We start from the raw sequence: 22,963 nt of genomic DNA, 5'->3' as shown, positions 1-22,963 counted from the left end.
TACCGCCTCGTACCGATGTTCTGGTGACCCTATCCTCGACCACTGACAATCGCCGAGGCCGTTGTATTCCAGCAACATGTCCTTCACAGAACACGCGCGACAATGGGGAACCATGATCCGTTTCGAGCATGTCACCAAGCGGTACGCGGACGGCACCACCGCCGTCGACGACCTTTCCTTCGAGGTCGCCGAGGGTGAACTGGTCACGCTCGTCGGACCATCGGGCTGCGGCAAGACGACCACCATGAAGATGGTGAACCGGTTGATCGAACCGACCGAGGGCCGGATATTCCTCGACGGGGACGACATATCCGCCATCGACCCCGTCCGACTGCGCCGCCGCATCGGCTATGTGATCCAGCAGGTGGGGCTCTTCCCGCACCGTACGGTCCTGGAGAACACCGCGACCGTCCCTCATCTCCTCGGCTGGAAACGGGGAAAGGGCCGTGAGCGCGCGGCGGAACTCCTCGATCTTGTCGGACTTGATCCTTCCGTTTATGGCGACCGCTATCCGGAACAGCTCTCCGGTGGTCAGCGTCAACGCGTGGGCGTGGCAAGGGCGCTGGCCGCGGATCCACCGGTGCTGCTGATGGATGAACCTTTCGGCGCGGTCGACCCGGTCGTTCGGGAACGACTGCAGAACGAATTCCTGAAACTCCAGGCACAGGTCCGCAAAACCGTGCTGTTCGTCACGCACGACATCGAGGAAGCGGTCCGGCTCGGCGACCGTATCGCCGTCTACGGACAGGGCTCCATCGAGCAGTTCGACTCCCCGGCGACCGTGCTCGGCGCCCCCGCCACCCCCTATGTCGCGGACTTCGTCGGCGCCGACCGCGGCCTCAAGCGGCTCTCCGTGACCCCCATCGAGGAGGGCGACCTGGACCAGCCGCCGGTCGTCCACCTCGACGACTCCCTGGCGAGGGCGACCGAGCGGCTGCGGGCCGAAGGAGCGCGCTGGGCCGTCGTGCTGGACCGCGAGGACAATCTGCACGGCTGGATCCCGGCCGACGGCTTCACCACCGGGACCAAGGACACAGTGCGCGCCCACGCCCGCAGGATGGAGGCGTGGCTGCCCGTCGGCGCCCCGCTCAAGCAGGCGTTCGCCACCATGCTCCAGCACGACGCGGGCTGGATCGCCGTCATCGACAAGGAGAGCAACGGACGCTTCCTCGGCGTACTCACCCCGGCCCGGCTCCATGAGGCGCTGCGCCGCTCGATCGACGCGGACGCCCAGGACGTCCCGCGTGCCGAGGTGGCCGTCGAGACGGTGGAGAGCGTCACCAAGACCGCCGCACGGTGAGCCGGTGAACGGAAGCCGGGAAGCGGGCCCTGCACCGGGTCCGGCTCAGATCGACCGGCAAATGGGGGGTGGGAGAAGGAGCGGGGGTGGGTGCGTGCAGCTGCAAGGCGGAGGAGGGAGGCAACGCGGAGCGTTGTCGACTGACGACAACGCCGCAGATGTGCGTGCCCAGCCCCGCGACGCCGCCCCCCATTTGCCGGTCGGTCTCAGTTCTCGCTCAGCCGGCTGCTCATCCAGTCCAGCGCCGAAGGGATCTCCCGCCGCCAGGTGTTGAAGTTGTGCCCGCCGCTGTCGAGCACGATCGACGAGACCTGGGCGGGCGGCTTCACCTTGGCGATGAACTGCTGCGTGGTGCGGTAGTTCCCCTCGCCGTGCCTGGAGGTCGTGACGAGGAAGGACGAGTCGGGCTGCGGCAGATTGTCCAGGCTCCACATCAGATCGGAGCGGTCGCGCGCCCCCTGGTCGCCATGGAAGAGGTCGCCGGTCGTCGGGTCCTCGGCCGCCTTGTAGTACGCGGAGAGCCCGGCGCTCGCAGCGAACCGGTCCGGATGGTGGAGCCCGATCTTCAGCGCGCAGTAGCCGCCGGTCGAATTGCCCATAATGCCCCAGTTGCGGGCCAACTTGCCGACCCGATACATATCCGAGACCGCCTGCGGCAAGTCCTCGGCGAAGAACGTCTCGGTCTTCGGTCCGCCCTTTATGTCCACGCACTCGGTGTCCCGCGGCGGCGCCACCGTCGGCCTCAGCATCACCAGGATCATCGGCTGCGACCGGCCGGCCTTCACCCGCTCGTGCGCCGTCCGCGGGTACCGAAGGCCCTTCAGAAGGTTCTCCGAGATACCCGGGTAGCCGGTGAGGACGACGACCGCGGGAAACTTCCGGCGGGCGAAAGCCGCCTGGAAGTACTCCGGCGGGAGGTACACATACGCCGAACTCTCGATCTTCGACTTCCGCCCCGCTATCACGACCTTGTCGATCCGGCCGCCCATCGTGGGCCGCGAACCGCCCGGCACATCCGGCCGCTGTATCCCGACCCGCACGATGTTTTTCGATGCCAGCGTTCCGGCCGCATGGTCCGTGACCACGCCCAGATCCTGCTTCTGGCCGAACAGATCGGCCCAGGAGCCGTAGAAGAGGAACGAGTTGTTGGCCACCAGACCGACGGAGACGAAGACCGTCACCTGAGTCGCCAGCAGCAGGCCGACTCTGCCGAACACCGCGGACACGCTTCGCCGGGCCAACCGCGGCCAGAGCCAGACCGTGGCGGCGAAGAACACCACGGCCAGCACGATGGCTGTGGCCAGAAATGTCCTGCTGGTAAGACCCATGGGGGGTGAGCTTTCTTGTCGGGAAATTTCCGGCCGGCGGGTGAACCTTCGCCCCGGAAGCCTCGTCCTACAGATCGCACATCGTCCGGAAGGCCTCGGCCGAAGGACTCAAGAATCTCTCGCGGAACCACGGGAAGCGATGTCTGTCACGCTAGATGGGGATAAATCAGGATCGGTTCCGAGTCCTGTACGCAAGTTCGTACGCGGCCCGCGCCCCGAATCCGTACCGGCGCTGGTCGGTACCGCCTGCGCCGTCGTCGGCCTGATCGATGTCGCCGCGGGCGTCTTCCCGCGCTTCCGGCACAGCCGGATGCACACTCTCGCCGAGGTGCTCCCCGGCGCCCTCGGGCCGTTCGCCGCCGCCCTCTCCCTGAGTGCGGGCGTCCTGCTGCTGCTTCTCGCCCACGGGCTCAAGCGGCGCAAGCGGCGGGCCTGGCGCGCGGCCGTCGTACTCCTGCCCGCCGGTGCGCTGGCGCAGTTCGTCTACCGGCACTCGGTCATCGGCACGCTCGTCTCGCTGGCGCTCTGCCTGCTGCTGGTTCGCCATCGCGGTGAATTCGCCGCGCTCCCCGACCCCAGGAGCCGCTGGCGGGCTCTGGCCAATTTCGTGCTCCTCGGCGCGGGTTCGCTGGGTCTGGGCCTGATCATCGTCAGCGTCCACCCCGGCCGGGTCGTGGGGAGCCCCAGCATCGCCGACCGGCTCCAGCACGTGCTGTACGGGCTGTTCGGCTTCGAGGGCCCCGTCGAGTACGCCGGAGTCACCTCCTGGACCGTGGCGTTCTCGCTCGGCGCCCTCGGTCTGCTGACCGCCGTCACCACCATCTACCTCGCCTTCCGGCCCGAGCACCCGGCCGCCCGCCTCACCGAGGACGACGAGGCCCGGCTGCGCGCCCTGCTGGAGAAGCACGGCGGCCGCGACTCGCTCGGCCACTTCGCGCTCCGCCGCGACAAGGGCGTCGTCTTCTCCCCCAGCGGCAAGGCCGCCGTCTGCTACCGCGTCGTGTCCGGGGTGATGCTGGCGAGCGGCGACCCGATAGGCGACGTGGAGGCCTGGCCCGGCGCCATCGAGCGCTTCATGGACGAGGCCAAGGCCCACTCCTGGACCCCCGCCGTGATGGGCTGCAGCGAGACCGGCGGCGAGGTCTGGACCCGCGAGACCGGACTCGACGCACTGGAACTCGGCGACGAGGCGGTGGTGGATGTCGCGGATTTCTCGCTCGCCGGGCGCGCGATGCGCAACGTACGCCAGATGGTGAAGCGCATTGAACGTCTTGGCTACGAGACCCGGGTCCGGCGCATCCGCGACATCAGCGAGGCCGAGCTGGCCCGCATCCGGCGAGCCGCCGCCGACTGGCGCGGCACCGACAACGAGCGCGGCTTCTCCATGGCGCTCGGCCGGATGGGCGACCCGGCCGACGGGGACTGCATCATCGCCACCGCCCACAAGGCCGACGAGCACACCGCCGACTCCCCGTACGGCGACCTGAAGGCCGTACTCCACTTCGTCCCGTGGGGCAGGGACGGCATGTCCCTCGATCTGATGCGCCGCGACCGCTCCGCCGACCCGGGCATGAACGAGCTGCTGATCGTCGCCGCCCTGCAGGCCGCCTCCCGGCTCTCCGTCGAGCGTGTCTCGCTGAACTTCGCGATGTTCCGCTCGGCACTCGCCCGCGGCGAGAAGCTGGGCGCGGGACCGGTGCTGCGGACCTGGCGCGGACTGCTGATCTTTCTGTCGCGCTGGTTCCAGATCGAGTCGCTGTACAAGTTCAACGCCAAGTTCCGGCCCCGCTGGGAGCCCCGCTTCGTCGTCTACCGCGCCGCTCGTGACCTGCCGCGCATCTCCCTCGCGGCCATGCAGGCCGAGGGCTTCGTGAACCTCGCGCTGCCCCGCCCCCTCGCCCGCCGATTCCCGGGACGCCGGCCGCGCCCCTGCGCCCACACCCGGGCGCCGGGCCAGGAGCACCACGCCCGCGCGGCGTAACAGCACGCCGTACGGGGCCTACGCTGGTCGCATGAGTACCTTGCGTGGACGAGGCACGGTCCAAGGCCTGCCGGAGTGGGACCGCTGTGCGGTCATGGGTGTCGTCAATGTGACCCCGGACTCCTTCTCCGACGGCGGCCGCTGGTTCGACACCACGGCCGCGGTCAAACACGGCCTCGACCTGGTCGCCGAGGGCGCCGACCTGATCGATGTCGGCGGCGAGTCCACCCGCCCCGGCGCCAGCCGGGTGGACGCGTCGGAGGAATTGCGACGCGTGGTCCCGGTGGTCAAGGGCCTGGCGTCCGAAGGGGTCACGGTCTCCGTGGACACCATGCGGGCCCGTGTCGCCGAGGAGTCGGTCGCGGCCGGAGCCGCCCTGGTCAACGACGTGAGCGGCGGCCTCGCCGACCCGGACATGGTCAGGGTCGTCGCCGCGGCCGGCACGCCGTTCGTCGTGATGCACTGGCGCGGCTTCAGCGAGTCCATGAACAGCCGGGCGGTGTACGAGGACGTCGTCGCCGAGGTCGCCGCTGAACTACGGGAGCGGATGGACGCCGTGATCGCGGGCGGTGTCGCCCCGGAACGGATCGTGATCGACCCCGGTCTCGGCTTCGCCAAGGACGCCGGCCACGACCTCTCCCTGGTCGCCCACCTCGACGAGCTGCGCGCCCTGGGCCGCCCGCTGCTGGTCGCCGCCTCCCGCAAGCGCTTCCTCGGCCATGTGCTGGCCGGCGAGGGCGCCGCACCGCCGCCCGCCCGCGAACGCGACGCCGCCACTGCGGCGATCTCCGCGCTCTCCGCCCGCGCCGGTGCCTGGGCCGTCCGTGTCCACGAGGTACGGGCCACGGCCGACGCGGTACGGGTCGCCCGCGCCGTCGAGGGAGCCGCGTGAGCGGGCCCCGCGACGAGCACGCGGAGGCGGCCGCCGACATCGCGGCCGTCGAGCAGGCCAACACCGCCTTCTACGAGGCGATGGAGCGCGGCGCCTTCGACGAGCTCTCCGGGCTCTGGCTGCCGGGCGAGGACCTCACCGTCTCCTGCGTCCACCCCGGCTGGCCGCTGCTCACCGGCCGCGGCGAGGTGTTGCGCAGTTACGCCCTGATCATGGCGAACACCGAGTACATCCAGTTCTTCCTGACCGATGTCGGGGTCTCGATGACGGGCGACACGGCCCTGGTGACCTGCACGGAGAACATCCTCAGCGGCGGCCCCGCGGAGGACGGCAACGCGCTCGGACCGCTGGTCGGCCAACTCGTCGTGGCCACCAATGTGTTCCGGCGCACACCGGACGGATGGAAGCTCTGGTCCCACCACGGCTCGCCCGTCCTCACCGAATCCGATGAGGACGAGGACGAGGACACATCCTCCTGACCGAGGCATCCGCCCGACAGGGGTTGGAATCCGGAACCGCGGGTAGAAGCGGCTACCAGCCCCGCAAGGTCCCGTCCATAGCCCCGCGGGCGGGCACTGTCGGTGCTCGCAGGTAGATTCAAAAGAGAGCACCCAGCCGTCCGCACACGGCCCCGTGTCTCTACGCCCAACGACAGCAGGAGTGATTCGCGTGGATCGTGTCGCGCTGCGCGGCCTCAAGGCCCGTGGACACCATGGCGTCTTCCCCCGAGAACGGGAAGAGGGCCAGACGTTCATCGTGGACCTGGTGCTCGGCCTCGACACCCGCCCCGCGGCAGCCGCCGACGACCTGACGAAGACCGTGCACTACGGCATCGTCGCGGAGGAAGTCGTCGACGTGGTGCAGGGGGAACCGGTCGATCTGATCGAAACGCTCGCGGAGCGCATCGCCCAGAAGTGCCTCAAGCACGAAGGAGTCGAGGAGGTGGAGGTGGTGGTGCACAAGCCGGATGCGCCGATCACCGTCCCCTTCGACGATGTGACCATCACCATCACCCGGAGCCGAGTATGACTGCATTTTCTGCCGAGGGGCAGAGCGACCCGACCGTACAGCCGGTTCCCGCCTCCGTGGTCGAGCAGGTGGACGCCGCGGACATCACCCTCTCCAACCCCAAACGCGCCGTGATCTCCCTGGGCTCCAATCTGGGCAACCGCCTGGAGACCCTCCAAGGCGCCATAGACGCCCTGGAGGACACCCCCGGCCTGCGGGTCAAAGCGGTCTCCCCGGTGTACGAGACGGAGCCCTGGGGCGTCGCTCCCGGCTCCCAGCCCTCGTACTTCAACGCGGTGATCGTCGTGAAGACGACGCTCCCCCCGTCCTCCCTCCTGGAACGCGGCCAGGCCATCGAAGAGGCTTTCGACCGGGTCCGTGAGGAACGCTGGGGCCCGCGCACCATCGACGTCGACATCGTGGCGTACGCGGATGTCGTCTCCGACGACCCGGCGCTCACCCTTCCCCACCCCCGTGCCCATGAGCGCGCCTTCGTGCTCGCCCCTTGGCACGACGTCGACCCCGAGGCTCAGCTGCCCGGCGCCGGCCCCGTCGCGGAGCTGCTCGCCGGTGTCGGCCGGGAAGGCGTTCTGCCCCGGGCCGATCTGGAACTCCGTCTGCCCGAGTAGTCGTTAGGCTCAACGGAAACGGATCACTGGCTTACGGACCACTGGTGACACGCACCACTGGCGGCGAAGGGCGGATCACTCGGTGAAGCAACTACGGCTCGGGGTACTGGCCGGCCTCTTCGCCGCAGCCGGGGTGCTCTCCTGGGGCGGTGCCCGCCTCTGGGACTCCCTGGGCAGTCTGCCGAGCGTTCCTCTCGCCGCGCCGATCGTGCTCGCGGTAATCGCCGCCATCCTGCTCGCGACGGCGCTCTCCATCCGTTCCCGGCTGCGCGCCCAGCGTGAGCGCCGGCCGGGAGCCAAGGGCGTCGAGCCACTGATGGCGGCCCGCGCAGTCGTCTTCGGCCAGGCCAGCGCGCTGGTCGTCTCCCTGGTCTCCGGCATGTACGGCGGCACGGGCGTCTTCCTGCTCGGCTCGCTCGACATCCCGGCCCGCCGCGACCAGGCGATCTACGCGGGCTTCGCGGTCCTGGCCGGCATCGCGGTGGTTGCCGCGGCCCTCTGGCTGGAGCGCATCTGCAAGCTCCCGGAGGACGAGGACAACGACAAGAGCTCGGCGGCCGCGTAGCGGTCACCGAGCTCTCCCCTCACAGCCGTTCCGGAGCTCAGCGCGCCATGATCAGGCTCATGGCCTCGGCGCGCGTCGCGGGGTCGCGGAGCTGTCCGCGAACCGCCGAGGTCAGCGTCTTCGCACCGGGCTTGCGGATACCGCGCATCGACATGCACATGTGCTCGCACTCGACGACGACAACGACCCCGCGCGGCTCCAGAATCTTCATGAGCGAATCGGCGATCTGCGTGGTGAGCCGCTCCTGGACCTGCGGGCGCCGGGCGAAGACATCGACGAGGCGGGCCAGCTTCGACAGACCGGTGATCTTGCCGCTGGTCGCCGGGATGTACCCGACATGCGCGACACCCCGGAACGGCACCAGGTGGTGTTCACAGGTGGAGAACACCTCGATGTCCTTGACCAGCACCATCTCGTCGTGACCGAGATCGAACGCGGTCGTCAGAACATCCTCGGGCGCCTGGTAGAGGCCCGCGAATATCTCCTTGTACGCCCGTGCCACCCGCCCCGGCGTCTCGCGCAGTCCCTCACGGTCCGGGTCCTCGCCCACGGCGAGGAGGAGTTCGCGTACGGCCGCCTCGGCCCGCTTCTCGTCGAACTCACCGATCGAACCCTGGCCGTCCAACGTCACCGGGTCGGTCATCTGTGCCTCGTTCCTCTGAGCTGTCACCCGCGCATACCTCCGCACGGGCGTACGAAAAAGCCGCGCCCCCACAGGCTAGAACCTGCGGGGGCACGGCATCCATTCCGGGTCCGGTGCGGCTCCCGTGACAGGGGCCACACCGGGGTCGCAAGACCTCAGCTCTCGGGGCGGTCCTCCGGAAGCACCTCGGTGGCCGGGACGGTGTCCGTGGGGACGACCGAGCCGTTCGCCGTGGTGGCGCCGTTGGTGAGGGCGAGCTCCTTCGGCGAGAGCACCGGCGGCCGCGTCGACGGGGTGCGTCGGGCGGAACCGGTCCATGCCGGACGGGACGGGCGCTTCACGATCGGGGCGAAGATCTCGGCGATCTCCTCCTTGCCGAGCGTCTCCTTCTCGAGGAGCTGGAGAACCAGGGCGTCCAGCACGTCGCGGTTCTCGACGAGGATCTCCCACGCATCGTTGTGCGCGGTCTCGATGAGCTTCTTGACCTCTTCGTCGACGAGGGCCGCGACCTCTTCCGAGTAGTCGCGCTGGTGGCCCATCTCCCGGCCCACGAAGGGCTCGGTGTTGTCGCCACCGAACTTGATCGCGCCGAGCCGCTCCGTCATGCCGTACTGCGTGACCATCGCGCGGGCCGTTGCGGTGGCCTTCTCGATGTCGTTCGCAGCGCCGGTGGTCGGGTCGTGGAAGACCAGCTCCTCGGCCGCGCGCCCGCCCAGCATGTAGGCCAGCTGGTCGAGCATCTCGTTGCGCGTCGTGGAGTACTTGTCCTCCTCCGGGAGCACCATCGTGTAACCGAGGGCGCGGCCGCGGGAGAGGATCGTGATCTTGTGGACCGGGTCCGACTGGGGGGAAGCCGCCGCGACCAGGGCGTGTCCGCCCTCGTGGTACGCGGTGATCTTCTTCTCCTTCTCGGACATGATCCGGGTCCGCTTCTGCGGACCCGCCACGACGCGGTCGATGGCCTCATCGAGCATCTTGTTGTCGATCAGCTTCAGGTTGCTGCGCGCCGTGAGGAGCGCCGCTTCGTTCAGCACGTTCGACAGGTCGGCACCGGTGAAGCCGGGCGTACGACGGGCAACCGCGCCGAGGTCGACGTCCTTTGCGACCGGCTTGCCCTTCTGGTGCACCTTGAGAATCTCGAGACGGCCCTGCATGTCCGGCCGGTCGACCGCGATCTGCCGGTCGAAACGGCCCGGTCGCAGCAGCGCCGGGTCAAGAATGTCCGGCCGGTTCGTGGCGGCGATCAGGATGACGCCGCCCTTCACGTCGAAGCCGTCCATCTCGACGAGCAGCTGGTTCAGCGTCTGCTCGCGCTCGTCGTGACCGCCGCCCATTCCGGCACCGCGGTGCCGGCCGACGGCGTCGATCTCGTCGACGAAAACGATCGCCGGAGCGTTCGCCTTGGCCTGCTCGAAGAGGTCACGGACCCGGCTGGCACCGACACCGACGAACATCTCGACGAAGTCGGAACCGGAGATCGAGTAGAACGGGACGCCCGCCTCGCCCGCGACAGCGCGTGCGAGCAGCGTCTTACCCGTACCGGGAGGCCCGTAGAGCAGGACACCCTTCGGGATCTTGGCGCCGACGGCCTGGAACTTCGCCGGCTCCTGGAGGAACTCCTTGATCTCCTGGAGCTCCTCGACGGCCTCGTCCGACCCCGCCACATCGGCGAACGTCGTCTTCGGGGTGTCCTTGGTGATCAGCTTCGCCTTGGACTTCCCGAACTGCATGACCCGGGAGCCGCCGCCCTGCATCTGATTCATCAGGAACAGGAAGACGACCACGATCAGGACGAAGGGCAGCAGCGAGAGGAGGATCGAGATGAACGGGGACTGCTTCGACGGCGAGACAGTGTAGCCCTTGTCGATCTTGCCGCTCTCGAACTTCTTCTGCAGCGTGTCGGCCAGCTGGACACCCTGGTCGCCGATGTAGCTCGCCTGGAACTTGCTGCCGGACTCGCCCGAAAGCTTCTGGCCCTTGTTCAACTCGATCTTGATGATCTGTTCGTCACCGGTGGTCAGCTTGGCCTGCGCCACCTGGTCCTTGCTGATCGCCTGGATCACCTTGCCGGTGTCCACCGATTTGTAGCCGCCCGACGAGCCGACGACCTGCATCAACACGACCACGGCGAGGACGGCCAGCACGATCCACATGACCGGCCCACGGAAGTATCGCTTCACGTCCATCCATACGGGGCGATGACGCCCCGTCCCTCCTGCCCGTAGGTAAATGCTGCTGTGAGAAAAGACTGTTCTTCGGACGGTACCCCAGCATTGTCGCCTGCGGCTGCCGAGGACGTCTGTCAAAACCCGCCTGCAAAGGCTCAACGGCGGGAATCCGGTGAAAGGTTCCCGTCGTCCGCCCCGGACAGGCCGGGCACCCCGGCCGGGGTGAGAGATGCCGGGAGGCGGTCAGCCCCCGTAGACGTGCGGAGCGAGCGTGCCGACGAAGGGCAGATTGCGGTACTTCTCCGCGTAATCCAGCCCGTATCCGACGACGAACTCGTTGGGGATGTCGAAGCCGACCCACTTGCAGTCGAGCGCGACCTTGGCCGCGTCCGGCTTGCGCAGCAGGGTGCAGATCTCCAAGGACGCCGGCTCACGCGAGCCGAGGTTCGACATCAGCCAGGACAGCGTCAGGCCCGAGTCGATGATGTCCTCGACGATCAGGACGTGCTTGCCCTTGATGTCGGTGTCCAGGTCCTTGAGGATCCGGACCACTCCGGAGGACTGGGTGCCCGCGCCGTACGACGAGACGGCCATCCAGTCCATGGTGACGGGGGTGGACAGCGCGCGCGCCAGGTCCGCCATCACCATCACTGCGCCCTTGAGGACGCCGACGATGAGCAGGTCCTTGCCCGCGTACTCCGCGTCGATCTTCGCGGCCAGCTCGACGAGCTTCGCGTCGATCTCTTCCTTGGTGAGGAGCACCGACTGAAGGTCGGTGCCCATGTCCTTCTCGTTCACCCGCGTCTCTTTCTTTGCCTGCCGGATCCGGGGTATTGGCCCGGACCTGCGCGGCCGCTCGCCTGCATGTCAGCCGCTCGTGCTTCAGCTCTGCCGAATCACCAGTCTGCCACCCTGTCGCATGGCTTCGACCCGGCCCGGCAGGTTGATGGCCCGCTGGCCGCGCCAGCCGGTGATCAGACGGTCGACTTCCTCGATGTGCCGGGCGAAGAGCGAACCGGCCGGGGAGCCCGCCTCCATGGCGGCCCGGCGCAGTACCCGGCGGCGCACGGCGGGCGGCAGCGCGTACAGCTTGGCGCACTCCAGCCGGCCCGCGTCGTCCCGCACGGCGCGGTCGGCCTCGGCGGCCCAGGTGTCCAGGGCGTCGGCGTCGTCGCGGGAGAGCTGCGCCGTACGGGCCAGGGCCTCGACAACCCCTTTGCCCAGGGCCTTCTCCAGGGCGGGCAGGCCCTCGTGGCGCAGTCGGGAGCGGGTGTAGGCGGGGTCGATGTTGTGCGGGTCGTCCCAGACGGGCAGCGACTGGACGAGGCAGGCCTTGCGGGCGGTCTGCCGGTCGAGCTGGAGGAAGGGGCGGCGGTAGCGGCCGGCCGGGCCGGATGCGGCGGCCATGCCGGAGAGGGAGCGGATGCCGGAGCCGCGGGCGAGGCCCAGCAGCACCGTCTCCGCCTGGTCGTCACGGGTGTGGCCGAGCAGGACGGCGGCGGCGCCGTGCCGCTCGGCCGCCGCGTCCAGGGCGGCGTAGCGGGCGTCGCGGGCCGCGGCCTCGGGTCCGCCTTCCTGGCCTACCTGCACGGCGACGGACTCGACCGGGTCGAGGTGCATGGCGGTGAGGCGGTCGACGACCTCGGCGGCCCGGGTGTCGGATCCGTCCTGGAGGCCGTGGTCGACGGTGATGCCGCCGGCCCGGACGTCGAGTTTGCGGGCCTCGAAGGCGAGGGCGGAGGCGAGCGCCATGGAATCGGCGCCGCCGGAGCATGCCACCAGCACCAGCGGGGTATCGGGGCGTTCGGGGAGCGCGGCGCGCTGCCTGCCCGCACCGGCTTCGGCGAGCTCGGGGTGCGGGGTGCGCCGGGTGTGCTCGGCGCTCCGGGTGTGTTCGGTGAGTACGTCGTGGAGTACGCGGCGGACCGCCAGGCGTATCGCCGCGACCGCAGGATGGGGACCCATGTCCGGTGCCCTTCGTGAAGTTTTGGGAGGTGCCTCGGAGTGCCGGGACGGGAAGAGTGCCGTCACTCAGAGTGCGTCGATGGTGACAGAGGCAAGCCGTCCATCGAGCATTGCACGCCTTCCCATGCCTCTACGGTCCCTCGGATGGGTGAATACCGGCGCGTTCGTGTCCTGTCGTCCGCCGTCGGGCCCGTCGTGATCAGGACTCTGCCTTACGGTGCACCCTCGCGATCCAGTCCGTCGGTTTCGCGATCTCCGCCTTGGTCGGGAGGGTGTTCGGCGAGGTCCAGACCCGGTTGAAGCCGTCCATACCGACCTCGTCGACCACGGCACGGACGAATCGCTCGCCGTCGCGGTACTGGCGCAGTTTGGCGTCCAGTCCGAGAAGCTTGCGCAGCGCCTGGTCGAGACGGCTCGCACCGCGCGCCCGGCGCTGCTGGAACTTCTCCCGGATCTCGCCGACGGAGGAGACGACCTCGGGGCCGACGCCGTCCATCACATAGTCGGCATGACCTTCGAGCAGGGACATCACGGCGGTGAGCCGGCCGAGGATCTCGCGCTGGGCGGGTGTCTGGACCAGTTCGACGAGGCTGTGGCCGCCGTCCTCGCCGTCTTCGCCCTCGGGGCGGCCCCCGGCCAGGGACTGGGCTGCCTCGCGGAGCCGTTCCAGCACGGTCATCGGGTCGACGTCGGTCTCTTCGAGGAATGACTGGATCTCACCCTGCAGATGGTCGCGGAGCCAGGGCACACCGGTGAACTGGGTGCGATGGGTCTCCTCGTGGAGGGCGACCCAGAGCCGGAAGTCGTGCGGGTCGACCTCGAGTTCGCGCTCGACATGGACGATGTTCGGGGCGACGAGCAGCAGCCTGCCGCCGCCGTCGGCCGAGGCCGGGAGTTCACGGGTGGCGGGGGCGAACGTCTCGTACTGGCCGAGGACCCGGGAGGCCAGGAACGACAGCAGCATCCCCACCTCGACGCCGGTCACCTTGCCGCCGACCGCACCGAGCACGGCGCCGCCCGGGCCGTTGCCGCGCCGGTCCTGCATCTTCCCCAGGAGCGGGCGGAGCAGTTCGCGGAAGCCCGCGACATTGGCCTTGATCCAGCCGGCCCGGTCCACGACCAGGACCGGGGTGTCCTCCGGTTCGGTCCCCTCGGGGATCATCCGGGTGAAGGAACGGACGTGGTCCTCCGCGGCCTTGGCATGCCGGCGCAGCTCCGCGACGACCTCGCGGGCGTCCTCGCGGCTGATCTCGGGCCCCGGCCGCACAAGTCGGGTCGCGGTCGCGACCGCGAGATTCCAGTCGACCATCTCGGCACCACCGATGCTCGTCATGCGTCAACCGTACGTGCTCGGGCGCGTCCGCGGTGTGGTGTTGACCGGCTCATCAGGTACGGGCGGCGAGGCTGGTGGCGAGGGCGTCGAGGGAGGACTGGGCCTCGGACGGGGATGTCGTACCGGATGCCAGGAAGGCGAAGGCGAGCAGTCGGCCCTGCCTGTCGACGACCGTCCCGGCGAGGGTGTTCACGCCGGTGAGGGTGCCGGTCTTGGCGCGGATCAGGCCGGTGCCTGCGGACTTCTGGGTGTAACGGCCGCTGAGGGTGCCGCTGAACCCGGCCACCGGGAGGCCGGTGAGGACGGGGCGCAGTTCGGGGTGGTCCGGGGCGGCGGCGCGGGCGAGGAGGCCGGCCAGCAGTCCGGCGGTGACCTTGTCCTTGCGGTTCAGCCCGCTGCCGTCGGCGAAGTTCACACCTTTCAGCGGCAGGTGGAGCTTCTTGAGCTGTGCGGTGACGGCCCGTCGGCCTCCGTCGAAGTCGGCCCGTTCGCCCGCGGCCAGGGCGGTCTGCCGGGCGAGTGCCTCGGCGATGTCGTTGTCGCTGTTGGTCAGGGCCCGTTCGACCAGTGCGGAGAGCGGGGCGGAGAGGTGTTCGGCGACCGGCCGTGACTTGGCGGCCGGCCGGCCGGGCGCCGGGCCGGACCGGGTGGCGATCCCGGCATCGTCGAGCAGCTCGCCGAAGGACCGGGCGGCGTCACCGGCCGGGTCGTCGCTGCGTGGGGCGGGTCCGCTGTCGGTGCTGTCCAGCCTGCCCTCATCGGTCATCAGGGCGCTGACGGGCGCGATGTTCTCGTTGGGGCCGATCGGGTGCCGTGCCGGGCCGGAGTAGCGGGAGGTGTCGTACGTGAGGCGGACCGTTTTTACGCCCCGGTCCTTCAGGGTGCGGGCGGTGTCGGCGGCCAGTGCGCGCAGGGCGGCCGTGTCGAGGGTGGGGTCGCCGCCGCCGACCAGGGCGACGCTGCGGGAGTCGGGAGACGCCCGGACCGTCGTGGCAATGCGGTGGTCGGGGCCGAGCGCGCTCAGGGCGGCGACCGCGGTGGCGATCTTGACGGTGGAGGCGGGTGTCATGGGCGTGTCGGCGCCCTGGCCGTACAGCCGCTCGCCGGTGGCGGTGTCGATGACGACGGCGGTACGCACGGTGCCAAGGGCGGGGGCCTTCAGCAGCGGGCCCAGGGTGGCGCGGAGGGCGGCCGCTGCGCCGTCCGGGGCGTCTCGGGCGTCCGGGGCGGCGTTGTCGACGACGGAGGAGAGGGGCGCGAGGACGGCCGGCGCGCTGGGTGCAGGCTCCGGTCCGGACGGTGCGCCGGGTTCGTGATGTACGCCACCTGTGCGGCTCCGGGCGGCAGCCCAGTCCTGCTCGGCCTTACGCTGACCCGAGTCCCAGGGGCCGGCGGCAAGGACGACGCCGGCTGCGAGCGCCAGGCCGAGGCCGGCGGAGACAGCCGTGAACTGCCGATCGTTCAGCCCCTTCAACCTGATCATGCTGGCCTGCCGGGTGAGCCTGCTCAGCTTGTCGAGCGGATTGACCGACGGTCTTTTCACCGGCTCGTCCACCGTTGACCAGCCCCTTTCGCGAGCACACATCTGCGTGGGGGACACTTAATCACCAGTCGTATGTCTTGATCATGGAGGAGCCACCCGTGGAGTTCGACGTCACCATCGAGATCCCGAAGGGTTCGCGGAACAAGTACGAGGTGGACCACGAGACCGGTCGGATCCGCCTGGACCGTCGACTCTTCACCTCGACCAGCTACCCGGCGGACTACGGCTTCGTCGAGAACACCCTCGGCGAGGACGGTGACCCGCTGGACGCGCTGGTCATCCTGGACGAGCCGACCTTCCCCGGCTGCCTCATCAAGTGCCGCGCCATCGGCATGTTCCGGATGACGGACGAGGCCGGCGGCGACGACAAGCTGCTGTGCGTGCCGGCCTCCGACCCCCGGGTGGAGCACCTGCGCGACATCCACCACGTGTCGGAGTTCGACCGCCTGGAGATCCAGCACTTCTTCGAGGTCTACAAGGACCTGGAGCCCGGCAAGTCCGTCGAGGGTGCCGACTGGGTCGGCCGCGCCGAGGCCGAGGCCGAGATCGAGGCCTCCTACAAGCGCCTTGAGGCACAGGGCGGCGCGCACTGACCCAAGGGTCGCGGCCGGATTCCGGCCGGGATACATCGCACGGTTCCGTTTACGGTTCCGTGCCGGAACCGGGCGGTACTCCTTCCCACGGGGTGCCGCCCGTTTCGTATGCCCGTCCGCGTGTCCGTCCGGTCCGTGGTTCCGCCCGCCTCGCATCCGCACCCTTGCCCGTGGCCATACTGGGCAGAAGCGCAACCGAAGACGCGCAGCCGATGAGGAGCGAGGTCGAGTGGTGGCGGAACCGGGCGGTCCGGAGGACCAGAAACCCCAGTCCGACGAGGCGCGCAGCGCCTTCGTCCCGCCGGCCGGGGTGGGGAGGCCCACGTCTGCCTCCGACGACGACCACCCGACGTCGGAATTCGCCATTCCGACCGGTCTGACGACCGAGCCCCAGGCATCGGGGACAGGTTCCGCTTCGGGCTCCGGATCGGGTTCCGGTCCGGTCTGCTCGGACACGATCGGCTCCGCCTTCGCCCTGCCGAGCACCTACAGCGCCCAGCATCCGCCACCCGCGTTCACTCCGGCGCACGGCAGTCCGATGATCCGGCTGACCAAGGAGGCCCCTTGGCAGGACCGCATGCGCACGATGCTGCGGATGCCGGTCGCCGAGCGCCCGGCACCCGAGCCGGTGCAGAAGTCCGACGAGGCGGGGCCCGCGGTGCCGCGTGTGCTCGACCTGACGCTGCGCATCGGGGAGCTGCTGCTCGCCGGCGGTGAGGGCGCCGAGGACGTCGAGGCCGCGATGTTCGCGGTGACACGCAGCTACGGCCTGGACCGCTGCGAGCCCACGGTCACCTTCACCCTGCTGTCGATCTCGCACCAGCCGTCGCTGGTCGACGACCCGGTGACGGCGAGCCGTACCGTCCGCCGTCGTGGCACCGACTACACCCGGCTGGCCGCCGTCTTCCGGCTCATCGACGACATCACCACCGAGGATGTCGAGGTCTCGCTGGAGGAGGCCTACCGGCGCCTGGCGGAGATCCGGCGCAACCGGCATCCGTACTCAGGCTGGGTGCTGACGCTGGCCGGCGGCGGGCTTGCGGGGGCGGCATCGGTGCTGGTCGGCGGTGGTCCACTGGTGTTCCTGGTGGCGGCGGTCGGCGCGATGCTCGGCGACCGGCTCGCCTGGCTCTTTGCCGGCCGGGGGCTGCCGGAGTTCTACCAGTTCGTGGTGGCCGCGATGCCGCCCGCCGCGATGGGCGTGGCGCTGACCCTCACCCACTGGTCGGACGTACGGCCGTCCGCGGTCATCACCGGTGGGCTGTTCGCGCTGCTGCCGGGGCGGGCCCTGGTGGCGGGTGTGCAGGACGGGCTGACCGGTTACTACATCACCGCCGCCGCGCGTCTGCTCGAAGTCATGTACTTGTTCATCGGCATCGTCGTCGGTGTGCTGCTGGTCCTGTATCTGGGACTTCAGCTGGGCGCCCAGCTGAACCCCGAGGCCAGGTTCATCGCCCCCGACCGGCCGGTGGTGCAGATCCTGGCATCGATGGCGCTCTGTTTCGCCTTCGCGATCCTGCTCCAGCAGGACCGGTCCACAGTGCTGGCGGTGACCCTCAACGGCGCCGTGGCCTGGGTGATCTACGGGGCGATGGCCAGGACCGGCGGTATCTCGCCGGTGGTGGCGACAGCGACGGCGGCCGGTCTGGTGGGCCTGTTCGGGCAGCTGCTCTCGCGCTACCGGTACACCTCGTCGCTGCCGTTCATCACGGCGGCGATCGGCCCGCTGCTGCCCGGCTCGGCCACGTACTTCGGTCTGCTCGGCATGGCACAGGGCAACGTGAACACCGGGCTCGCCTCGCTGTCGACCGCGGTGGCGACGGCGCTGGCCATCGCGATCGGGGTGAATCTGGGAAGCGAGATCTCCCGGCTGTTCATGCGGGTGCCGGGGGCGGTCGGCGGGGCGAATCGCCGCGCGGCCAAACGGACGCGCGGCTTCTGAGGCTGCCGCCGGTATGACTCCGGGTCAGCGCTTGGCGTGGCGGCCGCGCTGGCCGGAGGCCGGGCTGCCGCCGACGGACGGGCCATGGCCCTCGCCGCCACCGGCCGCCGCTTCCTTCTTCGACTTGGAACGGGCCCGCAGGAACTCGATCGCGATCGGCACCACCGAGATGAGCACGATCAGGATGAGCATCGCCTCGATGTTTTCGTGGACGAAGTCGATCTTGCCGAGGGCTGCGCCGAGCAGCGTGACCCCGACACCCCAGAGCACACCGCCGATGATGTTGAACGTGATGAACGAGCGGTAGTTCATCCGGCTCACACCGGCGATGATCGGCGTGAACGTACGCACGATGGGCACGAAGCGGGCCAGGATCAGCGACTTCGGTCCGTACTTCTCGAAGAACTCGTGGGCCTTCTCGACGTTCTCCTGCTTGAAGAGGCGGGAATCCGGGCGCTTGAAGAGCGACGGGCCGACCTTGCGGCCGAAGAGATAGCCCACCTGGTCGCCGATGATCGCCGCCAGCGCCACCAGGACGCAGACCAGCCAGAGCGGAGACTTCAGCTGGCCCGTGGTCACCAGCAGACCCGTGGTGAACAGCAGGGAGTCGCCGGGAAGGAAGAAGCCGATCAGCAGTCCGGACTCGGCGAACACGATGAGGAGGACGCCGGGGATTCCGAAGGTGTTGATCAGATAGTCCGGGTCCAGCCAGCTCGGGCCGAGCGCAAGCGTATTCAAGGGTCCGGGCTCCAGGATCGATCGATGGCGGCTGCGTGGCCGCCCAAAGCTATCAACGCAGGATGACGTCTCCGGGTTCCAGTGGCCCGTGCAAGGTTGCATACCCCGGCGAACCGGGCGAAAGCTTTCTCCGGGAGGTGCCACGCGATGGGCATTGAGGAATACGGCGGCGGACGGACGGCCCAGTCCGACGTCCTGGTCGTCACCACGAATGACGTAGCGGGCTACCAGGTGACCCAGGTGATCGGGGAGGTGTTCGGCCTGACCGTCCTTCCCCAAGCTCTCGACTGCGCTCGAGCAGGGGAGACCCCATTCGCCACCGCGGACCTCTTCGAGGGCCGGACTGAAGTCCATGATCGGCGGCGAGCTGAAGGGGCTGACCAAGACCTCGTCGAGACCTGCAACCAGGCGATGGAACGACTCGTCGAGCAGGCGAGGGCCCGGGGCGCCAACGCGGTGCTGATGATGCGCTTCGATGTGACCGAGGCGGCCGACGTGGGCACGGAGGTGTGCGCGTACGGCACGGCTGCCGTGATCAGCAGGAGCTGAGCGACGCGGACACGGGGGTGAGGACGCCCCACCCCCGTACCGGTTACGCGAGGCGCTCCGCGTTGGCGTCGATCGCGTCCCGCAGGTGCTCGGCCAGGCCCGGACGCATCGACTCGTAGTACGCGCGGAACTGCGGGTCGGACACATACATCTCGCCCAGTCCCCGGTGGATCTCGGGGGTGCACTCGTAGAACCACTTGGTGATGTGGAGCCGGTGGGCCTCGGCGAGGTCCATCGCCCGTTTCCCGGTGGCGGGTTCACCGGCCTCCATCAGCGCGTTGTAGGCAGCGCCCCAGTCGGCGACCTCCGCCTGCATCCGCTTCCAGTCGTCCTTGGTGTACCGGGCGACCCGGCGCTGCGACTCGGCGTACGTGGCGGTGCCGCCCCAGCGGCGTTCGGCCTCCTCCGCGTGCTCCTCGGGGTCCTTGCCTCCGAAGACCTCGAACTTCTCCTCGGGCGTGAGGTTGATGCCCATCTTCCGTGCCTCCATGGCTGTTTCGACGGCGGCGGCCATCTTTCGCAGTTCGGCGATCCGGTCGGACAGCAGCCGGTGCTGGCGGCGCAGATGCTCCTGCGGATCCGCGTCCGGGTCGTCGAGCAGTACCGCGATCTCGTCGAGCGGGAAGCCGAGCTCCCGGTAGAACAGGATCTGCTGCAGCCGGTCGAGGTCACCGTCGTCGTAGCGGCGGTGACCCGCGTGACTGCGCCCGCCGGGCGAGAGCAGTCCGATGCCGTCGTAGTGATGCAGGGTGCGCACCGTGACTCCGGCGAATCCGGCGACCTGTCCCACGGAGTAGTCCACGACTCCCCGCTCCCTTCTCTGTTCCGGTACGTACTGAGCCTGAGTCCTGACGTGACGTGAGGTGCAAGCCCCAAACGCCGCTGCCCGGCACCATTGGAGGGGTTATGCGGCTTTTGCATCGTTATGGTGAGCCGATGGCCACAGATTCTCCCGATCCCGCCAAAACCGCGGCCGCCAAAACCGTTCCCACCGGTACCGCTCCCACCGAAACCACTCCCGTATCCGCACCGGGCCTTCCGGGCCCTGAAGCACCCGGTCCTGGCGTTGCCCCTCGGCGGGCTGCTGCTCGGCCTGCTGGGCGCGCTGGGCGGCCGTCTCACCCTGTTCAAGGGGCTCGACGAGGTGAAGGAGCTCGCCGCCGATCCGAGCGGCCGGCCGGCCGGGCAGTTCGCGGTCATGGCCGTGGTGAAGACAGCCGCGCTGCTGGTCGCGGCGACCTGCGGCTTCCGGGGCGGGCGGATCTTCCCCGCCGTCTTCGTGGGTGTCGCGCTGGGGCTGTGCGCCCATGCCCTGGTCGCATCGGTGCCGGTGGCGCCCGCGGTGGCCTGTGCGGTGCTGGGGGTGCTGCCGGCCGTCACCCGGCAGGGCTGGCTGAGTCCGTTCACCGCGGCGGTGCTGGTCGGCGACACGGCCGTGCTCCCGATGCTGTGCATCGCCTCGCTGCCGGCCTGGCTGCTGGTGACCGGGCGGCCTCAGATGCAGCTGCACGAGGACGGTACGCCGCTGAGGTGAGCCCGGACGACCCCTTGCCCGACCCCCGGCCCCGGCCGCTCGACGCGCCGGATGCCCCTGCTTTCCGTATCGTCACATCCGTATGGATTCACATGGATACGTCCCGTAAGGCCCTGCCGGAGGATTCCGCAATGCCCACGTCCGTCAACGTCGCCGTCATCTACTACTCCTCGACCGGCACCGTCGCCGCGATGGCCAAGGCCATCGCGCAGGACGCCGAGAAGGCCGGTGCGGAGGTACGGCTGCGCAAGGCCGGTGAGCTCGCCCCGCAGACGGCCATCGACTCCAACCCGGCCTGGGCCGCCAACGCGAAAGCGACCGCGGGCATCGCCGAGGCGTCGAAGGACGACATGATCTGGGCGGACGCCGTGATCTTCGGTACGCCGACCCGGTTCGGCAATGTCACCGCCCAGCTCAAGCAGTTCATCGACACCCTCGGCAGCCTCTGGCAGGCGGGCCGTCTCGCCGACAAGGTCTACAGCGGCTTCACCTCCACCAGCACCCCGCACGGCGGCCAGGAGTCCACGCTGCTCGCGCTCTACAACACGATCCACCACTTCGGCGGCATCCTGGTCGCCCCCGGCTACACGGACCCGTCGAAGTTCGTCGACGGCAATCCGTACGGCACTTCGCATGTCGCGGGGCAGGGCGACATCCCGGTCGGTGTGCAGACCCTGACCGCCGCCCGGGTCCAGGCCGAACGGGTCGTGAAGTTCACCCGGGCCATCAAGGACGGCCTCGCCGCCGAGAACTGAACCACCGCACACCGAGCAGGACCGTCGCGGGTCACGATGACCGCCGAGAGCCGAGAAGGGCTGTCCGCCGATGCCTCTCCACAAAGGTTCACCCCAGGGCACGGAACCGTCCGAGGAACGCCGCAGGCTGGCCCTCAACCCGTTCTTCGGGGAGGCCGACCCGACCGCCGGGATGGAGTCGGCACCGCCCAGGCACCGGCTGCCCGACGGGCCGATGCCGCCCTCGACCGCGTACGGCCTGGTCCATGACGAGTTGATGCTCGACGGCAATTCACGGCTCAACCTCGCCACCTTCGTCACCACCTGGATGGAACCCCAGGCCGGGGTGCTGATGGGCGAGTGCCGCGACAAGAACATGATCGACAAGGACGAGTACCCGCGCACCGCCGAGCTGGAGCGGCGCTGTGTGGCGATGCTCGCCGATCTCTGGAACGCCCCCGACCCTTCGGCCGTCGTGGGCTGTTCGACCACGGGCTCCAGCGAGGCCTGCATGCTCGCCGGCCTGGCGCTGAAACGCCGTTGGGCGGCCAGGAACGCCGACCGCTACCCGGCGACCGCCCGGCCGAACCTGGTCATGGGCATCAATGTGCAGGTCTGCTGGGACAAGTTCTGCAACTTCTGGGAGGTCGAACCGCGCCTGGTCCCGATGGAGGGCGAGCGCTTCCACCTCGACCCGCAGGCCGCGGCCGACCTCTGCGACGAGGACACCATCGGCGTCGTCGGCATCCTCGGTTCCACGTTTGACGGTTCGTACGAGCCGGTCGCGGAGCTCTGCGCGGCCCTGGACGCCCTTCAGGAGCGCACCGGCCTCGACGTCCCCGTCCATGTGGACGGGGCGTCCGGTGCGATGGTGGCACCGTTCCTGGACGAGGACCTGGTGTGGGACTTCCGGCTGCCCAGGGTCTCCTCCATCAACACCTCCGGGCACAAGTACGGCCTGGTCTACCCGGGCGTCGGCTGGGCACTGTGGCGCTCACCCGCACAGCTGCCCGAGGAGCTGGTCTTCCGGGTCAACTACCTGGGCGGCGACATGCCGACCTTCGCACTGAACTTCTCCCGGCCCGGCGCGCAGGTGGTGGCGCAGTACTACACCTTCCTGCGGCTGGGCCGGGAGGGCTACCGGGCCGTTCAGCAGGCGTCCCGGGACGTCGCCGGCGGGCTCGCGAAGCGGATCGAGGAGCTCGGGGACTTCCGGCTCCTCACCCGGGGCGACCAGCTGCCCGTCTTCGCGCTGACGACCGCGCCGGATGTGCAGGCGTACGACGTCTTCGACGTCTCGAGGCGGCTGCGCGAGCACGGCTGGCTGGTGCCCGCGTACACCTTCCCCGCCAACCGGCAGGACCTGTCGGTGCTCCGGGTGGTGTGCCGCAACGGCTTCTCGTCGGACCTCGCCGAACTGCTGCTTGAGGACCTCGGGCTGATCCTTCCCGAACTGCGCCGCCAGCCACACCCGTTGAGCCGCGACAAGCAGGCGGCGACATCCTTCCACCACTGAGA

At 69.4% G+C, this 22,963-nt stretch carries 21 protein-coding genes and 1 pseudogene; 13 read left to right on the top strand and 9 right to left on the bottom strand.

From position 1 onward, the window contains the following. Positions 1 to 112 precede the first annotated feature (112 nt). Positions 113 to 1,300 (top strand): ABC transporter ATP-binding protein, encoded by a 1,188-nt coding sequence (locus ACZ7IB_RS21030; RefSeq protein WP_470914403.1) that lies wholly within the window; start codon positions 113 to 115, stop codon positions 1,298 to 1,300. A gap of 206 nt (positions 1,301 to 1,506) precedes the next feature. On the opposite strand, the gene ACZ7IB_RS21025 is transcribed toward ACZ7IB_RS21030, so the two are convergent. Continuing rightward, the gene (locus ACZ7IB_RS21025; RefSeq protein ID WP_470914400.1) at positions 1,507 to 2,628 is read right to left on the bottom strand and encodes an alpha/beta hydrolase; all 1,122 of its coding nucleotides are present in this window, start codon (positions 2,626 to 2,628) and stop codon (positions 1,507 to 1,509) included. 139 nt (positions 2,629 to 2,767) lie between these two features. On the opposite strand from ACZ7IB_RS21025, the gene ACZ7IB_RS21020 reads away from it, so the two are divergent. The 6 genes from ACZ7IB_RS21020 (at position 2,768) to ACZ7IB_RS20995 (ending at position 7,703) form a co-directional block, all read left to right on the top strand. Beyond that, on the top strand, positions 2,768 to 4,609 hold the full coding sequence (locus ACZ7IB_RS21020) for a phosphatidylglycerol lysyltransferase domain-containing protein (RefSeq protein ID WP_470914396.1): 1,842 nt from the start codon (positions 2,768 to 2,770) through the stop codon (positions 4,607 to 4,609). A 31-nt stretch (positions 4,610 to 4,640) separates the two neighbouring features. Further along, positions 4,641 to 5,501, top strand: a complete 861-nt coding sequence (gene folP / locus ACZ7IB_RS21015) for a dihydropteroate synthase (RefSeq protein ID WP_470914395.1) — start codon at positions 4,641 to 4,643, stop codon at positions 5,499 to 5,501. Further along, positions 5,498 to 5,980: a nuclear transport factor 2 family protein gene (locus ACZ7IB_RS21010; RefSeq protein WP_470914393.1), complete on the top strand. Its 483-nt coding sequence runs from the start codon at positions 5,498 to 5,500 to the stop codon at positions 5,978 to 5,980. The genes folP and ACZ7IB_RS21010 overlap by 4 nt, the downstream gene beginning before the upstream one ends. Before the next feature lie 190 nt (positions 5,981 to 6,170). Next, the gene (gene folB, locus ACZ7IB_RS21005; RefSeq protein ID WP_189546133.1) at positions 6,171 to 6,530 is read left to right on the top strand and encodes a dihydroneopterin aldolase; all 360 of its coding nucleotides are present in this window, start codon (positions 6,171 to 6,173) and stop codon (positions 6,528 to 6,530) included. After that, positions 6,527 to 7,138 carry a 2-amino-4-hydroxy-6-hydroxymethyldihydropteridine diphosphokinase gene (gene folK / locus ACZ7IB_RS21000; RefSeq protein WP_470914390.1) on the top strand — a complete coding sequence of 204 codons (612 nt, stop codon included), beginning with the start codon at positions 6,527 to 6,529 and terminating at the stop codon, positions 7,136 to 7,138. Before folB ends, folK begins: the two co-directional genes overlap by 4 nt. Positions 7,139 to 7,220: 82 nt before the next feature. Beyond that, positions 7,221 to 7,703 carry a DUF3180 domain-containing protein gene (locus tag ACZ7IB_RS20995; protein WP_383067325.1) on the top strand — a complete coding sequence of 161 codons (483 nt, stop codon included), beginning with the start codon at positions 7,221 to 7,223 and terminating at the stop codon, positions 7,701 to 7,703. A gap of 37 nt (positions 7,704 to 7,740) precedes the next feature. Here ACZ7IB_RS20995 and folE read toward each other — a convergent pair whose 3' ends face one another. The 6 genes from folE to dacB form a co-directional block, all read right to left on the bottom strand. Continuing rightward, positions 7,741 to 8,346: a GTP cyclohydrolase I FolE gene (gene folE, locus ACZ7IB_RS20990; protein WP_470914388.1), complete on the bottom strand. Its 606-nt coding sequence runs from the start codon at positions 8,344 to 8,346 to the stop codon at positions 7,741 to 7,743. A gap of 155 nt (positions 8,347 to 8,501) precedes the next feature. After that, positions 8,502 to 10,532, bottom strand: coding sequence for an ATP-dependent zinc metalloprotease FtsH (gene ftsH / locus ACZ7IB_RS20985; RefSeq protein ID WP_470914386.1), 2,031 nt, complete (start codon positions 10,530 to 10,532; stop codon positions 8,502 to 8,504). Positions 10,533 to 10,757: 225 nt separating this feature from the next. Next, entirely contained in the window at positions 10,758 to 11,297 is a 540-nt protein-coding gene (hpt, locus tag ACZ7IB_RS20980) for a hypoxanthine phosphoribosyltransferase (RefSeq protein ID WP_072487175.1), read from the bottom strand. A gap of 99 nt (positions 11,298 to 11,396) precedes the next feature. Next, a complete protein-coding gene (tilS, locus tag ACZ7IB_RS20975) occupies positions 11,397 to 12,479 on the bottom strand; it encodes a tRNA lysidine(34) synthetase TilS (RefSeq protein WP_327274488.1) in 1,083 nt (360 codons plus the stop codon). A 199-nt stretch (positions 12,480 to 12,678) separates the two neighbouring features. Next, on the bottom strand, positions 12,679 to 13,812 hold the full coding sequence (locus tag ACZ7IB_RS20970; protein ID WP_470914382.1) for a zinc-dependent metalloprotease: 1,134 nt from the start codon (positions 13,810 to 13,812) through the stop codon (positions 12,679 to 12,681). A 52-nt stretch (positions 13,813 to 13,864) separates the two neighbouring features. Then, positions 13,865 to 15,367 carry a D-alanyl-D-alanine carboxypeptidase/D-alanyl-D-alanine endopeptidase gene (gene dacB, locus ACZ7IB_RS20965; protein ID WP_470914380.1) on the bottom strand — a complete coding sequence of 501 codons (1,503 nt, stop codon included), beginning with the start codon at positions 15,365 to 15,367 and terminating at the stop codon, positions 13,865 to 13,867. Positions 15,368 to 15,453: 86 nt separating this feature from the next. Here dacB and ACZ7IB_RS20960 point away from each other — a divergent pair, with 86 nt between their 5' ends. Together ACZ7IB_RS20960 and ACZ7IB_RS20955 are read left to right on the top strand one after the other, a co-directional pair. Further along, positions 15,454 to 15,948 (top strand): inorganic diphosphatase, encoded by a 495-nt coding sequence (locus ACZ7IB_RS20960; RefSeq protein ID WP_003968257.1) that lies wholly within the window; start codon positions 15,454 to 15,456, stop codon positions 15,946 to 15,948. 229 nt (positions 15,949 to 16,177) lie between these two features. Then, complete coding sequence (locus ACZ7IB_RS20955) at positions 16,178 to 17,890, top strand: threonine/serine exporter family protein (protein ID WP_470914378.1); 1,713 nt, start codon at positions 16,178 to 16,180, stop codon at positions 17,888 to 17,890. Positions 17,891 to 17,914: 24 nt separating this feature from the next. On the opposite strand, the gene ACZ7IB_RS20950 is transcribed toward ACZ7IB_RS20955, so the two are convergent. Further along, positions 17,915 to 18,628 (bottom strand): DedA family protein, encoded by a 714-nt coding sequence (locus ACZ7IB_RS20950; RefSeq protein ID WP_470914376.1) that lies wholly within the window; start codon positions 18,626 to 18,628, stop codon positions 17,915 to 17,917. A 147-nt stretch (positions 18,629 to 18,775) separates the two neighbouring features. Here ACZ7IB_RS20950 and ACZ7IB_RS20945 point away from each other — a divergent pair, with 147 nt between their 5' ends. Continuing rightward, the gene (locus tag ACZ7IB_RS20945; RefSeq protein ID WP_470914374.1) at positions 18,776 to 19,177 is read left to right on the top strand and encodes a heavy metal-binding domain-containing protein; all 402 of its coding nucleotides are present in this window, start codon (positions 18,776 to 18,778) and stop codon (positions 19,175 to 19,177) included. Positions 19,178 to 19,220: 43 nt separating this feature from the next. On the opposite strand, the gene ACZ7IB_RS20940 is transcribed toward ACZ7IB_RS20945, so the two are convergent. Further along, positions 19,221 to 19,979: a MerR family transcriptional regulator gene (locus ACZ7IB_RS20940; protein WP_470914372.1), complete on the bottom strand. Its 759-nt coding sequence runs from the start codon at positions 19,977 to 19,979 to the stop codon at positions 19,221 to 19,223. Positions 19,980 to 20,195: 216 nt separating this feature from the next. Here ACZ7IB_RS20940 and ACZ7IB_RS20935 point away from each other — a divergent pair. The 3 genes and pseudogenes from ACZ7IB_RS20935 to ACZ7IB_RS20925 form a co-directional block, all read left to right on the top strand. Continuing rightward, a pseudogene (locus tag ACZ7IB_RS20935) lies at positions 20,196 to 20,711 on the top strand (chloride channel protein); the annotation flags it as partial. A 131-nt stretch (positions 20,712 to 20,842) separates the two neighbouring features. Next, positions 20,843 to 21,466, top strand: coding sequence for an NAD(P)H:quinone oxidoreductase (gene wrbA, locus ACZ7IB_RS20930; protein ID WP_470914370.1), 624 nt, complete (start codon positions 20,843 to 20,845; stop codon positions 21,464 to 21,466). Between the two features lie 70 nt (positions 21,467 to 21,536). Further along, entirely contained in the window at positions 21,537 to 22,961 is a 1,425-nt protein-coding gene (locus tag ACZ7IB_RS20925; protein ID WP_470914368.1) for a glutamate decarboxylase, read from the top strand. The last annotated feature ends 2 nt before the right edge of the window (positions 22,962 to 22,963 follow it).

The organism is Streptomyces sp. NPDC037301 (assembly GCF_055602785.1).
Note: the sequence above shows the minus strand (reverse complement) of the source record. Positions and strands in the feature narration are given on the sequence as shown.

Coding starts and splice junctions, on each gene's coding strand:
- ACZ7IB_RS21030 (WP_470914403.1), top strand. CDS start 113: ATGATCCGTTTCGAGCATGTCACCAAGCGGTACGCGGACGGCACCACC.
- ACZ7IB_RS21025 (WP_470914400.1), bottom strand. CDS start 2,628: ATGGGTCTTACCAGCAGGACATTTCTGGCCACAGCCATCGTGCTGGCC.
- ACZ7IB_RS21020 (WP_470914396.1), top strand. CDS start 2,768: ATGTCTGTCACGCTAGATGGGGATAAATCAGGATCGGTTCCGAGTCCT.
- folP (WP_470914395.1), top strand. CDS start 4,641: ATGAGTACCTTGCGTGGACGAGGCACGGTCCAAGGCCTGCCGGAGTGG.
- folK (WP_470914390.1), top strand. CDS start 6,527: ATGACTGCATTTTCTGCCGAGGGGCAGAGCGACCCGACCGTACAGCCG.
- folE (WP_470914388.1), bottom strand. CDS start 8,346: ATGACCGACCCGGTGACGTTGGACGGCCAGGGTTCGATCGGTGAGTTC.
- ftsH (WP_470914386.1), bottom strand. CDS start 10,532: ATGGACGTGAAGCGATACTTCCGTGGGCCGGTCATGTGGATCGTGCTG.
- hpt (WP_072487175.1), bottom strand. CDS start 11,297: ATGGGCACCGACCTTCAGTCGGTGCTCCTCACCAAGGAAGAGATCGAC.
- tilS (WP_327274488.1), bottom strand. CDS start 12,479: ATGGGTCCCCATCCTGCGGTCGCGGCGATACGCCTGGCGGTCCGCCGC.
- ACZ7IB_RS20970 (WP_470914382.1), bottom strand. CDS start 13,812: ATGACGAGCATCGGTGGTGCCGAGATGGTCGACTGGAATCTCGCGGTC.
- ACZ7IB_RS20945 (WP_470914374.1), top strand. CDS start 18,776: ATGGGCATTGAGGAATACGGCGGCGGACGGACGGCCCAGTCCGACGTC.
- wrbA (WP_470914370.1), top strand. CDS start 20,843: ATGCCCACGTCCGTCAACGTCGCCGTCATCTACTACTCCTCGACCGGC.
- ACZ7IB_RS20925 (WP_470914368.1), top strand. CDS start 21,537: ATGCCTCTCCACAAAGGTTCACCCCAGGGCACGGAACCGTCCGAGGAA.